Origin of the sequence: Aquimarina brevivitae, from assembly GCF_004216895.1 — a bacterium.
Lineage (GTDB): Bacteria > Bacteroidota > Bacteroidia > Flavobacteriales > Flavobacteriaceae > Aquimarina > Aquimarina brevivitae.
The window spans coordinates 229,053-245,177 of sequence record NZ_SGXE01000001.1; the positions used below are offsets into that span (position 1 = coordinate 229,053).

Sequence of the window (16,125 nt, forward strand, 5' to 3'; positions counted from 1 at the left end):
TACTCAACATAAAATACCATGAAAAACCACTACCTACTTATACTTACCCTTTTCCTATCCCTGCTTAGTTTTGCAGCTACGGATACGGAGAAGGATAAAAAAGCTACAGCTAAGGAAACGGCGACTGCTCCGATAGCACCACCGGTGGCGATTAGCCGTTCTTTTGCCAGTCTGGATACTAAGATTGAAAAAGACCTAAAGCAATTGGTCAACAAAGCAAGGCAGCAGGATTTTAAAGCAGATGAGTTGTATACCCGTTTTGGGATGAATCCCACACAAGACAGTCTGCGTGGTAAAGCCCAAGAAGTCATCCTGGAATTGGAACGCGAAAATAAATTCTTAGAAAGTCTTACAGGGTATCTTACCGGAGACACTCCGATTACCTTACCTATTGGTATTAAAAAAGAGATAGGTAGTACGCAGTTTATCATGGGGGTAAGTCAGATTAAGCTAGGTAAAGAATATTCTGAGTTAGAGATTTTTGTGCGCCTTAAATTACCGCAAATTGACGAAACCGGAAAACAAAGAGAATTATTCTTTGGGGCCAGTAGGGTAAAACTGTCCCATAAGGGCGGATTGTTTGGAGATGCAGATTTGGTATTGCTAGGCGATGTGCCAATCCCGTTTCAGGGTAAAGAGGTGTTGATGATCCTTAAAGGGGGTTTTGATCTGGATACCGGAGATTTAGATAAAAAAACCTATGTAACCATTGATTGTGATGGGTTTAAAGAATTAGGACTTGCGGTTGATGTTGAGTTTTCAAGAAACAAACTTTTACCGGTTAAAGCAGATAACACGATTGATAATTCTACCATTCCTAATACAAATATTCCTGTAAAAGTAACCACCAGTTTTCAGGTCACCGCCTCAGACTGGAATGATATTTTAGTAGAGGTTAGCTTACCACGATTTCAGGTACCCAAGCTTAAGAAGACCATTTTTGAGCTGAACACCGCCATTTTTGATTTTAGCGATATCCGTAATTCGCCAAATATGGAATGGCCCTCTCCGGATTATCAGCAAACGTATTTGATCGAAGGCGAAGAGGATTTATGGCGCGGCGTGTATGTAGAATCCTTAACTGTGGTGCTCCCAGAAGAATTTTCAAAAAAAGGGAGTAATGAACGCATCACCTTTGGTGCCGAAAAAATGTTGATCGACAACAATGGGGTCTCGGGTACATTTAAAGGCGAAAATATTTTACCCATCAATCAGGGCACCGCAGATGGATGGCAGTTTTCTGTGGATCGGTTTGAAGTGTCATTCATAGCAGGTAACCTGACAAGCGCTGGTTTTGGGGGTGCACTGGTACTACCGATCACTACAGAAACAGTTTCTGCCATACAAACGGAGACGTATCTGGATGAAGAAGGTAACGAACAAACACGTTTAGTGCCACAAGAGGGTATCACGGCTCCAAAAGTTTTGGTATATAATGCCTTGATCGACCCCGTCAATGATGAATATGTCCTCAATGCCAGTCCGGCTGATGCCATCGCCTTTGATATCTTCAAAGCGAAGGCTACGCTAACCGAAAATAGCTTTGTAGAATTCCGGGTATCCGAGGGTAAGTTTAGACCCAAAGCCATGCTGCACGGCAATATGGCCATCAAAGGCTCTAATGATGGGTCCAATTCGACAACTGCCACCGCAGATTTTGAAGGGATTACGTTTGAAAATTTTCAGCTGCAAACGGTGAGTCCAATTATACAGATTGGCAGGGCAGACTATACGGGTGATGTTAAAGTGGCCAACTTTCCGGCTACCATATCTAATATCGGCATCCGCGCACAGGATAATGTGGCTGCCTTAGATTTTACACTGGCTATAAATTTGATGGACAGCGGTGGTTTTTCCGGAGAAACGAGCTTATCAATAGAAGGCGAACTTAACAATGGCGAAGGTTACGAAAAATGGAAGTTTAAACGGATCAAACTGCGCCGTGTGGAAATCGCCGCAGATATTGGTTTTCAGATCGAAGGCTATGTAGAATTTAGAGAAGACGATCCGGTCTACGGAGATGGATTTGCCGGAGCGGTCAAAGCCACTTTTAAAGGTGGTATCGCCGTAAACCTAAGCGCTACCTTTGGTAAAACCGATTTTAGGTATTGGTATGTTGACGGTATGGTCGAAGGTCTGGATATTGCTGTTCCAACAGGTTTATCCATAACCGGATTTGGAGGAGGTGCCTATTATCGTATGAAAAAAGAAGGCTTTAGCTCCAATTTAGATAACGGAGCTTCAGGGGCTAACTATGTACCTGATCGCGATACCAATTTAGGTGTCAAGGCTATGATGCTGTTTTCTGTCACCGGTGGACAATCCATGGTTAATGGTGGATTTGGTTTTGAAATGGCCTTTAATGGTAGTGGGGGTATCAACCGCGTGAGTTTATATGGCGAAGGTCATATGATGCAGGAACCCGAATGGACGGATGCTAGTGATGAAATTTCAGCAAATTTTCAGGGTATCGTAGAAAAAGAGGCCCAGATGTCCCCTGCTGTACAAAATCAATTAAAAGAAACCAATTTGATAGAAGCGTCAAAAGCAATCTATCCGGCTACCATGCAAGGCCAAAAAGGACTAAATGCTTATGTGGCTATTGAATTTGACTTTGTCAAAGATACCTTCCACGGTACTTTTGAATTATATATAGACATCTTAGGAGGACTATTCAAAGGTGTAGGCGATGGAGGTCGTGCCGGATGGGCCGTGGTACATTTTGGTCCGGGAGAGTGGTATATCCATGTGGGGACGCCTACGGATCCCATTGGGCTAAAAATGGGTATCGGTAGTATTGCCATACAATCTGAGAGTTACTTTATGATGGGAGACTATATGCCGCCCTCTCCCCCTCCTCCTGCTCAAGTAGCAGATATTTTAGGACTGGACCTTCGAGAATTAGATTATATGCGTGATGAAAATGCGCTTAAAGGCGGACGCGGATTGGCTTTTGGATCGCATTTTAAATTTGATACCGGGGATATGACCTTTTTAGTGTTCTACGCACGATTCCAGGCGGGTTTTGGGTTTGATATTATGGTCAAAGACTATGGAGATACCATCTGTAGAGGCAGCGGTCAGATCGGTGTCAATGGATGGTATGCCAATGGACAGGCCTATGTGTACCTACAAGGAAAGCTAGGTATCCGTATTAAAATCTTCGGCAAACGAAAAAACATTCCAATCATTGAGGCAGGTGCAGCAGCATTGGTACAAGCTAAACTGCCAAATCCCGTATGGCTAAGAGGTTATTTAGGCGGTTCCTATAATCTGTTAGGAGGATTGATTAAAGGTAGATTTAGATTTGAATTACAGTTTGGTGAAGAATGCGACGTCATCAGCGGAGGGTCACCAATTGGAGGCCTTAAAATTATAGCGGATATCAAACCTAGAGATAACACCACAGATATAGATGTATTTGCGGTGCCTCAAGTAGCTTTTAATATGCAGGTAGGAGAAGTAATTCGCCTCGAAGATGATAACGGGAATGTTAAAAATTACCGCTTTCATTTAGATGAATTTTACCTTAAAGATGATACCGGCCAAAATATCCCCGGCGAAATTTCTTGGAATAGCAGTAATGATGTGTTAAGTTATACATCTTCAGAAATATTACCTCCTCAAAAAACACTGAAGTTATACGTTTCCGTGACTTTTGAAGAAAAAGTAAACGGTATTTGGGCCGCTATTAAAGAAGACGGTGAAGCTGTTAAAGAAATAGAAGAACGCACCTTTACCACAGGCACAGCCCCAGATTATATTCCTGAGACGAATATTGCCTATTGCTATCCGGTCATTGATCAACAGTATTTCTTTCCGAAAGAGTATCAAAATGCGTATATAAAGCTAAAAAGAGGACAGTCCTATTTATTTAATCTGGAAGAAGGCTGGTCACAAAAGGCATTTTTCGCAGACGACTTTGATATGGCAGTTGAGTCTTCTTTATCCTATAACGCTGGTGAAAAGAAAGTAACTATTCCGTTGCCAGTACTTAGCAATAACCAAGATTACAAGATACAGTTACTAACCCTCCCACCAGGTGCAGCAGTTAGTACCACCAGTGCATCCTACGCTGCTACGGATCTAGGGGATGGAGAAAACACCATCGAAATGAAATCGGTAAGTATTGAAGGGTTAACGACCAATCCAGAAACTATAGAAATGCTTATGTACGACTTTGCAACTAGTACGCATAACACGTTTAAAGAAAAAATGGAGAACAAGCGCTTGACCGCTCCTTTGCGAGAGATTATTTATGCAGATGTGCACAAGCTCAAAGCGGTGGTGGGACAAAGTGAAGCTTTCGACATACCCGAACTACTGGGTACGGAATACACAGCAGGTACACCGTTGATTGCAGTAGAAGCAACGCTACAAGATAATTACTATACAAACGAAATTTATCCATTGATTTATAAAAATTATCCATTGAAACCGCAGTTTACAGTAGATAGAAATGTTAGTGAGCTGGGCATACCACCAAAACGAGGTATGGATCAATTAACCTGGTACCAAACCTATCTCGAAGTGAACCCTGAGAGCGCTTATCTAAAAGAACGCTTGCCACACACCTATAATTTACCGATCTATTATAAATCAGATTTTATAGATATACAGTACAAGGTGGTTAATGCATATTTAAATAATCCTGAGGCATACCAAAACGAAATTGCACAGTACAATTACATAATCAATGGAGTATTTCCGTATATCAAATCTGGTGATTATAAGGCCAAATATACGTATCAGCTACCTGGAGGTATAACAGGTACTAGTGCTACATTTAACTATGTGAATCCTGATTAGACTAGGTAATAAGATATAATTGAGGAAATGAAAGCTACAATTGTGAAAAATATAATATTAAATATTAAGAAAAAAAATTCCCTCCTAAGGTGGATAGAGATCAGGGGTATCGCATTTAAAATTATTGATATCATTTTTATGCATAATACCCCTCCAACCTCCCCTGAAGGGGAGGCTTCTAACCCCTTCCTTCGAAGGAAGGGGTTGGGGATGGATGTTTTACAAGCAATTCTATACTTTAAATTTTTTAAATACAACTGCCTTAGACCAAGGGGGTGTAGTAATCTCAAATCAATTGTACTTTTAGTGCTAATTCTATCTTTTTATTCAAAAGCAGGTAACGCACAGTCTACAGAAGAACTCCCAGAGATCAAAGTAATTGCCCGAGCGCAGGAAGATCAAATTCTATTGCGTTGGTCACTAAACACACCCATCTCCTGGAAAAAAGGTAATCGCTACGGGTACACCTTGGAGCGCTATACCATTTCCAGAGATCGACAAACCTTAGCACAACCCGAAAAAGTCATTATAGGCCAACGCTTTATGCCGGCTCCTATGATGGAATGGGAAATGTTGGCTGAAGAAAGTGATCAGGGAGCTATCATGGCTCAAGCACTATGGGGAGAAAGTTTTGTTGTGGAAGGTGGTGGTGGTTTGGCTTCCGTTATCAATAGAGCGGAAGAACAACAACAACGTTTTGCCTTTGCTTTATATGCGGCAGATCAAAATTTTCACATTGCCCAAAAGGCTGGCTTAGGGTATGTGGATACGACTGTACAACCGAATGAAAAATATTTGTATAAAGTAGTCGCCAACATTCCTGAAACCGAACTCAAAACCAAGGAAGGAGGGGTCTATATCGGAATTATGGATTATGAACCCTTACCCGAACCTGTTGACTTTGTTGGTGTATTTCAGGATCAAAGTACCTTGTTAAGCTGGAATTCTAAAATTCTAAAAAACACTTACAATGCCTATAGTATCGAACGCTCAGAAGATGGCAGCAATTTCAGAAAGCTAAGTAGTGTTCCCTATGCGACCCTAACCCGAGCACAAGAAAAAGAAGCTGCAAGGACTTTATACATCGATTCCATTGCCAATAGTCAAAATTATTATTACAGAATTAAAGGGATCACCTCTTTTGGGGAAACTGGACCTGCTTCAGCAATAGTAACCGGAACAGGCAAATCGGTATTGAAATATGTACCACATTTGATTTCTAAAAAACTGTTATCCCAAGATGAAGTGGAATTGATTTGGGAATTCCCAGAACAGGGCACGCCAGAAATTACAGGGTTTAGCTTAAAGCGAGCCAACACTGCCCAAGGAGTTTATATGCCGGTGGTAACTAACATCCCTCCTACCGCCAGAAGGATACGATATGACAAATTACGCGCTTCGAATTATTTTAAAATCACGGCAATAGGTAAAGAAAATAACCAACGTGATTCCTTTTCGATGTTGGTACAACCGATAGATTCTATTCCGCCGAAACAACCAGAAGGTTTAACAGGAACTGTGGATAGTACTGGTGTGGTACAATTGCAATGGACACCGAATACCGAAGAGGATATTCAGGGGTATCGTATTTATCGTGGTAATCGCAAAAATGAAGAATACTCACAGTTAACCGAAGCTCCCTATACCCAAACCAAATTTACCGATACGGTGCCTATTGCCAATATGGGTAGTAAAGTATACTATCAACTCATTGCCGTAGACAGAAGGTATAATATGTCCAAGCCTTCTGCAATTTTAGAACTCACCAAACCGGATGTGGTACCCCCAACAATGCCAGTGTTTACCTCCTATGCTATAGTAAAGGGTCATGTGCAACTAGAGTGGGCCAATAGTTCAAGTGTTGATGTGGAAGGACATTATATATATCGCAAAGGAGAAAAAGATGCCAATTGGAATTTGGTACATCAAAGTCCAAAATCAAAAAACAGCAGCTATACCGACAAAAATGTAGAAGCAGGAAACTATTACAACTATACCGTCATTGCCAGAGATGAAAGCGGATTAGAGTCAGCACCCGCACCGCCAGTATCGGTTATTATTCCAAAGAGTGGTTTACGAGAAGGGGTTAAAGGATTTTATGCCAATGTGAATCAATATGAAAAAACCATTGTTTTGAGCTGGCGTTTTAAAGGCATTGATATTTCAGGATTTGAATTGTACAGAGCGGTGGATGATAAACCGTCTACCTTGTACAAAGTACTACCGCCCCAAACCCAACTATTTACCGACACCAAACTCACCATTAATACAACCTACAAATATATCATCAGAGTAGTGTATAACGACGGAAGCTATTCTGAGTATAGTAGTACTAAAGTAACCTATTGATATGAAGAAGAGAATTGTTTTAACTTTAATAATATTTTCAATTTGTAGCTTAATTATAAAAGCTCAGGTTAGATATAAAGTAGAATATGATATGACTATAGAAGTCACTCAAGGAGGAACAACTTTTGCCACTGCAGATTGGTACTTGAGACTTCAAACTCCTTCAAACATTAGTGCTACTGTTTTAGCTACTTCTACTCCCAATGGAATCCCTAGAAATTATACGAAAGATGAAGTTTTTCTTCTTCCTGAAAGAGCTGATAATTTAGAAAGTTTTATAGGTCAGGACTTTTACCCTAGTGGTTCTGGGTGTAACAATCAGGGAACTTATAATATTAATTTTGACACCTATAACTGTTTTCCCTATGAGCAGCTTTCATTTACCTGTTTTAGATTTGTTGATACCCCAAGGTTTCGCCTATATGAGTTAGAATCAGTTAAGTCCATAAACAATTATTCTACTACTAATAATTTAATACCAGTTTGTGAAGGTAAAAAAGTTAGAATGAGTAGTAATTGTGTAATTGATCCTTTTTACGCTCTAGAATATGACTTAGATGGAGATCTAATTTACGAAGGGACTTTGCTTTCTTACGGCCAACATCCCTATGAAACTCAAATTAACCTGTCTGATTTTCCCGGTTTAGTATTAGGACAAAATTTTAGGATTAGATATCGACATACCAATAATGCCAGCAACAATGAATATTCTGAGGCATTAACATACAGGTTTATCAATTGTTCTCCTGGTCTTGATGCCAATCCTCCACAAACTATTGAAACTAAATGTTTTGATAGTAATGATGGTAGTTTTATACTGGACTTTGACAGACCTCTTGATAGTGGAGAAACACTTTCTCCTGAACTATGGAAATTAGAAGCTGGAAATCAGTGGATACAGCAAACCGATGATAATGGTATTTTTCCAATATTACCAAATGATCTCAATAGTGAAGATCAATATCCATGGCCTTATGATTTATCACCTGGACAGTATCGCATAAGATATCAATCTTTCTTTGAGGGCTCTCAAGTCGGTTCTGAGGCGCCATTTTATTTCTTCGAAATCAATGCTCCTGTCCCCGTTGAGTTTACCGTTTCTAAAAACGATATCTCCTGTGCTTCGGGTCAGGGTACCAGTAACAATGGAAGCATTACCATAAATGCTGCAGGAGGTACCGGGTCGTATCAATATCATATTAATAGCGGTAGTTGGACTTCCTTTTCTGGCAACCCTACTACCTTATCCCGAGGTGCAGGTACATATACCATAGAAGTTCGAGACACCAATTTCTGTCAAGGCACATCTTCAGGCAACACAAGCGTTGCTATAGATATTACACAACCATCCCCAATCGTTATTTCAGGGACCACACAGGACGCTACCTTTGGTCCAGGGAATAATGGAAGTATAAACATCACTGCTTCAGGTGGAAATACAGGAGGCTATACCTATAATTGGACAGGGCCTTCTTCCTATACATCTACAAATCAAGATATAAACGGACTAGCACCAGGTAGTTATACTGTTACGGTAACGGATACAAAAGGATGCTCCGTTTCCAGAAGTTTTACGGTAGGGCGCTATGAGTTTACCGCGGTTAATGTAGCTAATCTCAGTTGTGGTAACAATACAACCACTGATGATGATGGAAGTATTTCAGCCAGAGTACAGGGTGGAACTGCCAATTACCGCTATGACTTGTTAAAAAGAAATACTTCCAATACATACGTCTCTACCGGAGATGCACTGACCTTAGCAAATGGCCAAACCTATACCGTCAATAATTTATCGGTGGGATTGTATCGCATCAGTGTTACAGATAATGGAGGTAGCGGTAGCACCATAATTACAGACAGAACCATAACGGCTCCAGCGGTATTTGATTTTTCAACGGTGGGTACAGATGTGAGCTGTAATGGAGGTAATAATGGTAGTATCGCATTAACTATTGCTGGAGGTACTGCTCCGTATACCACCTCCTGGACAGGACCCAATAGTTTTACATCAACTAGTGAAGATCTTAGCGAGCTCTCTGCCGGAGCATATACCCTTACACTAACCGATAGTCGAGGATGTACTCCTGTCAGTACTTCTTCTACTGTAGTTATTAACGAACCTCCAACACCTGTGAGTATTACTGTCCTTAGCTTTTTTAGCCCCTCTGCCGGTAATACTAATGGTAGTATTAGCGTGGAAGCACAGGGAGGTACAGGATCTTATTCATACTCCTGGAACACCGGACAAAATACCGCAGCCATATCAGGGCTTGCTGATGGTACCTATACGGTAACCGCAACCGATAGCCAGGGATGTACCGCTACTGAATCCATAACGCTTCAGGAACTCTCGGTAACTGTCTCTGTAAGTCCGGGTGAAGAGGTCCGTTGTAATCAAGACCTTGGAGGCCTTACAGCAAATGCAGTAGGTGGGGATGGACAGTATACTTATGCCTGGTATAATCAAAATGATCCCGCTACTATAATTGGCAATAACGCTACCATTATTGGGCTATCCGATGGTGTATATTATGTAACCCTACGAGATACTAACGGAACAGGAAATACAGTCACCTCTGCAACCTTTACCATTGCTTCGCCTCCATTGTTGAGTATCAGCAATGTCACAACTACCAATATAAATTGTTTTGGGGGTAATGACGGAACCATCGTTATTAATGCTACAGGTGGTAGCGGAACTCTGTCCTATTCTATTAATAACGGAGCTTCTTATCAAACTAATAATGCATTCAATGGCCTTGGAGAGGCTACCTATCAAATTGTTGTTAGCGATGCTAATGGGTGTACTACTAATATGCAATCAGAAACGATCACAGGACCTACTACTGCTATTGAAATTACAGGAATAACCAGTGACGTCACTATCTTTGGTCAAAATACTGGTGCTGTAGATATCACTGTTAGTGGAGGCAACGGAGGATATACCTATAGCTGGTCTGGACCTAATGGGTTTACGGCTACTACTGAAGATATAAGCAATATCCCTGCAGGTACCTATACCCTAACGGTACAGGATGGTGGTTATGGTAGTACAACGGATAATACCGGATGTACGCTTAGCCGTTCCTTTACTATTACAGAACCTGATCTTTTAACGGTTACATTGGATTATGAAACCGCTGCTACGGATTTAAAATGTAACGGTGATGACAATGCTAGACTGCTGGCTACCGTTACAGGTGGAACTACTCCCTACACTTATCAATGGTTTAAAAAAGATGAAACCGATGTTTTTGTAGCGCTGAGTGATACCTCTCAGCTACTTATCGGAGCCGATGCCGGTGAATATCGTGTCGATATTACCGATACCGCTGGGGCTACCGCCTCCGCACTCTTTGAAGTGGTGCAACCGGATCCATTAGCCATCTCTTTTACTCAAACAAATATCAACTGTTTTGGAGAAGCTACAGGAGCTATTGACATAACCATAACCGGGGGAACTGCGCCTTACACCTACCTATGGTCTAACGGATCAACTACTGAAGATATTAGTGGACTGGTTGAAGATAATTACAGCGTTACCATCACCGATGCTAATGATTGTACCCTAACCTCTGATCCTATTGAACTGACACAACCTTTTGAATCTATATCCATAGCTGATAGTATAATTACCAACCTTAGTGGTTTTGAAACAGCCAATGGCGCAATAGCCATCACTGCTGCTGGAGGTACGCCTCCATATACCTACCAATGGCGAGTAGTAGGTGATCCTACGGTAATTGGTACAACTGCCAGCATCAATAACTTACAAGCAGGTTTCTATGAACTTACCATCATTGATGACAATGGATGTAGCTACATAGATAGCTTTGAGGTCACTCAACCTGAGTTATTGGAAATAACCAACATACAACAAGACACTACGATTCTTTGTTATGGAGACCAAACTATAACCTTAAGCGGAACTGCAACCGGTGGAGTGCCACCTTATACTTATCAATGGATTAATACCAATGATACTACTACCACACTTTCTACGACAATTACGGTTTCTAATTTAGGTAGTGGCACGTACACATTTACCGTTTCAGATGTTAATGGAAATGAAGCTTCTAGTAATTATACCATTGCAGAGCCACCCTTGCTACAAGCCTCGTTTTTGTCTTCTGATGTTTCGTGCAATGCGGGTGATGATGGTAGTATTGACGTAACGGTTAGTGGTGGAGTAGCTCCGTATTCATTTTTCTGGAGTAATGGTGCTAATACAGAAGATGTATTTGGACTTTCTGCTGGAACCTACGATCTAACCATTAGAGATGGCAATCTGTGCCAAACTAATCTTACAATTAACATCACAGAACCAGCAGCTCAGTTAAGTATTGCTTCAGCTTCTATTATCGATGCTACTGGCAATGGACTCACCAATGGTAGTATAACCGTAAATGCCGAAGGAGGCACCCCTCCATACAGCTATGCTTGGACAAATGACGCTAACATTCCTATAGGCACCAATATGAATACGCTAAATAATATTGGTGCAGGAGAGTACTTCTTAACGCTTCTGGATACTAATGGTTGTGGACTTGGACCTCTTGCATATGTAATAGATCAACCGGATCCTCTGTTCGTAACAATCACTGAAAGCTCTATTCTTTGTTTCGGTGAAAATGGTGAACTCACTGCTAATGCACTGGGTGGTGTTTCCCCATATACCTATAGATGGTTTGATTCCGAAAATAACCTAATTAGCGATACCAATACTAGCGGAGCTATACCTACAGGAATATACCGGGTAGAAGTGATGGATACAAATAACAATCAAACCGACGCAAACAATATCAACCTTATTCAACCAAATCTCTTAGAGATTACCAACATCAATGTAATTGATGTTGGATGTTTTAACGGTACAGATGGTAGTATTGAAGTTACCGTAGTTGGAGGTACTGGTAATTATACCTATCAATGGAGTATCTTGGGAGCTACCACAAATACAATTTCTGGAATAACCGCAGGTGACTATGAGGTTACGGTTACTGATGAAAATAATTGCTCAGTGACCAGCGATACCATAACGGTACTACAACCTGACACTTATGAAATCAACAATGTCGCTATTGTACGTCCTTCAGCAACAGGTGCTACGGATGGTTCTATAGCCATTTCTATCTTAGGCGGCATTTCTCCATATACCTATCAGTGGACAGATGATACCGGTACCATAGTAAGCTTAGAGTCAAATAGCAATACCCAAACAAGCACATTGACCAATCAGCCAGAAGGAGCTTATAGTATTGAAGTAACAGATGCCGAAGGATGCATCATTAATGATACCTATAACCTTGCCAATCCAGGTGAATTATTAGTAGGCATTACCCAAACTCAACAAATTAGTTGTTTTGGAGGTAGCGATGGAATTTTAGAAGTCATTACTACAGGTGGAGTAGGTGGAAATACCTATCAATGGTTTGATGCAGCCACAGATATACAAATAGGAAATACTAACACTTTAAATGGAATTACGGTAGGCTCCTATTATATCATAGTAAGTAATGCTGAGGGAATCTCTGAACGCAGTGCAGTATTCACAGTAACTCAACCACTCCCAATTACTGGAGATCTTGCTGGTTATGATCCAAATTGTTTTGGAGAAACCAATGGAAGTATTATCATTAGCGCTTCAGGAGGTAGTGGAAACTACTTCTATCGATACCGATTGAGCAATGAATCATACAGCAACTGGATTCCTTTTAGTAATGGATCTACAACACAAATTACTAATCTAACTGATGGATTATATCAGGTGCAATTACAAGACACTAATGGATGCTTCTATGAAAATAATGGAAATATAGGTATTTTAGCTTTACAATTGAACCAGCCTGATCCATTGATTATAAGTTCCTCCGAAGTAAATAATCCCACAGGGTTTGAACTAACAAATGGAAGTATAATAACATCGGTAACAGGAGGAACACCACCCTATACGTATCAGTGGTCGGATAGTAATGGAAGTTTAAATGAAACCTCCGCAACCTTATCAGACATAGGCGAAGGAACCTATACCTTAGTGATTACAGATGCGCAGGCTTGTGAGATTTCGCAATCCTTTACTATAGATCAACCTGAAGAACTATTGATAACCATTAATGAAGTGAATATTGTTCTTTGTAATGCAGATACTAATGGAAGCCTTAGAGCAACTGCAACGGGTGGAATTGGAGCCTATTCCTTTTTATGGTATCAACAAGGAAATACGAACAGCATAGGAAACAGTGCTCTGCTCAATGGTGTAGGAACAGGTATCTATTATGTAATTGCTACCGATGCCAATGGCAACACAGTACAAAGTGATCCCTATACCATTACAGAGCCTGAAGCACTTACATTACAACTCACTGCGGATTACCAGCGTTGTGGAGATGGCAGCGACTGGAGTATTACCAGCCAGGTAAGCGGAGGTACTCCACCCTACATCTACCTCTGGGCAGCTGGGTATGGAACGAATCCTGAACTCACGGATGTGCCACCGGGGATTTATATTCTTACGGTACAAGACAGAAGAGGGTGTAGTATACAGCGCTCTGTTACGGCTACACCACCTGAGGCCCTACAGCTAACCGCCACCACTACGGACCCTACTTGTTATCAGGGTAATGATGGAACTATTGACATTACCCCTGTTGGAGGAACACCTCCATATACCTACAGCTGGAGCAATGGACAAAACAGCCAGTATGCATCCGGACTTGAGGCAGGAATACATACCGTAGAAATTATCGATAGCCGTGGGTGTTTGACCCTTTGGCAATATGAACTCTTTGATCCTGAACAGTTGATCATCAATCTGGGAGAAGATATCATCCTGTGTAAAGACCAATCGACAACCCTCAATGCAACCATTAACGATCCATTAGCAACTTATCAGTGGCAAAGTGATCAAGGATTTATGGCAACTACTCCAGAAGTTACACTAGCTGAGTCTGGTAATTATAGCGTTTGGGTAACTACTGCCTTAGGCTGTATCAGTAGTGACACCATAGAAGTTACAGTACTCGATACTGAAATCGGAGCCGAGTTCCTGGTATCTTCGGACTTGTTTATAGGAGAGCCTTTTGTGATCGTAGATGTCAGTAATCCACTACCTGATCTGATTCAATGGAATATACCTAATGGGCTAACCGTCATCACTTCTGATCCAGGGTACGCTGAACTGGTCACCGAAACTCCAGGTGACTACCAAATTGAAATGACTGCGAGTGTTGGGGCTTGTACCAAAACGTATACTAAAATCATTACCGTTAGAGAACCTGCCTTTGATAGAGAAGATCAACGTAAAGAAGGGCTCTTGGAGTTTTTAACCTATCCAAACCCTAATCAAGGGAACTTTACCGTCAATCTTGAATTTAATGAACCTACCAACATTGATCTCAAATTGTTTAGCCTGGCCAACAATGCCATGCTCAACAATGTAAGCAGAAATGATAGTCATAGTTACGAAATACCATTTGCTATGCAAGGAACACTACCTTCAGGAATTTACTTCCTAATGCTACAAACTCCTCAAAAAAGCTATGTCAGAAAAATTGTAGTAGAGTAGTTCTATGATACATAAAAACCCCGCATTCTGCGGGGTTTATTATATACAAAAGATTGTAATTATTGCACTTCTGCTAAAGGCAATGGAAGCACATTAAATATTTGATCTCCAGTTCTGTCTATTGGCAAAGTGTTTGATAATCCGTATCGTCTTAAATCAAACATTCTGTGATTTTCACACCATAAAGAATAACGTCTTTGTCTCAACATCTCTGTTGTTAAATCCGCTGCTGTTTGTGGACCCGCATAGTCTGCTAATCCTGCTGCATTACGAATTACATTCAAAGCATCCTCAGCATCCTGAAGATTATTAGCTAAAATACTTGCCTCCGCATACACCAAAATTAATTCTTCGTTTCGAATAATATCGATTGGCGAAACGTTAGAAGCATATAATCTAGTTTCGTGAGTTCCATTTAACCCATCCTGGGTACTTGGATCTGGTCTTACCGCTGCTTTTTCATCTACTCTAGTATCACCCGGTTCTGCATCATTGATCCAGCTGTTGTGTACAATAATTTGATCACCGTTATTCGGTTCGGCAGCAGATGTAGATGGAATTCTAAACACTGGATTTGCCTGATCACCTCCGCTTAAGCTAAAGACATGCTTTGGACCAACTTCTAAATCAACGCCTAATCCAAAATATGAATCTGTTAAATCCGTCAGTGCTCCGTTACCATCCCCAGCATATACCGCTGCTACAGCAGAAACGGCTCTATTAAATTCTCTAAAGTCGCTAGGCGTATCAAAACCTGTAAAACCACTACTTAATGCAAATAGAAATGTCGCACCTGCATTAGCAAGATTTGTATCCGCTTCGTCCAACATTAACCTAACTTCGCTTAAAGCATCAGCAAAATTTAAAACAGGTCCTAAATTATCTGGATCAGCCACATCTACTCTTGCTTGTCCATACGATTTTAAAATCTGTATCAATTCATAAGCAATCAATGTTTTTGCATAGCCTATATAACCGTTTCTTTCTTCATCAGTAATCGCATCTGTATTTGTAGCTGCTTGGATCAATAAATTCGCATTTTTGATAGATCGGTAGCTACCATTCCATTGTGCTGTACTGTAAAAAGAGTTATTATCTAAAGATATACCGTCTTTACCTAACAAGTCTCCTGTATTTCTGGGATCGGCATCAAACAAGTATAATTCTCTTGCCATCGTTCCACTAGATGTGGTTTCGATACCAATACCATTTCTTAAGGTAGCTTCAACGGCTACTGCTAAACCATTCAATTGGTCTCTGCTCGCCCCTGTTTCCACTCCTTCTACACTAGGGCCATTAGGGTCTACAGACTCGTCAAAATTACAAGCTGTAAAAAACAGTATTGAAAGGCATAATCCCGTTCTTACTGTATTTTTTAATATATTTTTCATAATCAAATTCAT

The 16,125-nt window shown here is 40.8% G+C and carries 4 protein-coding genes; 3 read left to right on the plus strand and 1 reads right to left on the minus strand.

What is annotated here, in order from left to right:
• Positions 1–18 precede the first annotated feature (18 nt).
• The 3 genes from EV197_RS00910 to EV197_RS00920 are packed head-to-tail and all read left to right on the plus strand — an operon-like array spanning position 19 to position 14,722.
• The gene (locus tag EV197_RS00910; protein WP_130284854.1) at positions 19–4,809 is read left to right on the plus strand and encodes a hypothetical protein; all 4,791 of its coding nucleotides are present in this window, start codon (positions 19–21) and stop codon (positions 4,807–4,809) included.
• Positions 4,810–4,851: 42 nt separating this feature from the next.
• Positions 4,852–7,158: a fibronectin type III domain-containing protein gene (locus EV197_RS00915; protein WP_130284855.1), complete on the plus strand. Its 2,307-nt coding sequence runs from the start codon at positions 4,852–4,854 to the stop codon at positions 7,156–7,158.
• 1 nt (position 7,159) lies between these two features.
• On the plus strand, positions 7,160–14,722 hold the full coding sequence (locus EV197_RS00920) for a T9SS type A sorting domain-containing protein (RefSeq protein ID WP_130284856.1): 7,563 nt from the start codon (positions 7,160–7,162) through the stop codon (positions 14,720–14,722).
• Positions 14,723–14,781: 59 nt separating this feature from the next.
• Here EV197_RS00920 and EV197_RS00925 read toward each other — a convergent pair whose 3' ends face one another.
• Positions 14,782–16,113, minus strand: a complete 1,332-nt coding sequence (locus EV197_RS00925) for a RagB/SusD family nutrient uptake outer membrane protein (RefSeq protein WP_130284857.1) — start codon at positions 16,111–16,113, stop codon at positions 14,782–14,784.
• Between the last annotated feature and the right edge of the window lie 12 nt (positions 16,114–16,125).

Excerpts from the sequence above, each read along its gene's own strand:
- EV197_RS00910 (WP_130284854.1), top strand. The coding sequence starts at position 19 with ATGAAAAACCACTACCTACTTATACTTACCCTTTTCCTATCCCTGCTT.
- EV197_RS00920 (WP_130284856.1), top strand. The coding sequence starts at position 7,160 with ATGAAGAAGAGAATTGTTTTAACTTTAATAATATTTTCAATTTGTAGC.
- EV197_RS00925 (WP_130284857.1), bottom strand. The coding sequence starts at position 16,113 with ATGAAAAATATATTAAAAAATACAGTAAGAACGGGATTATGCCTTTCA.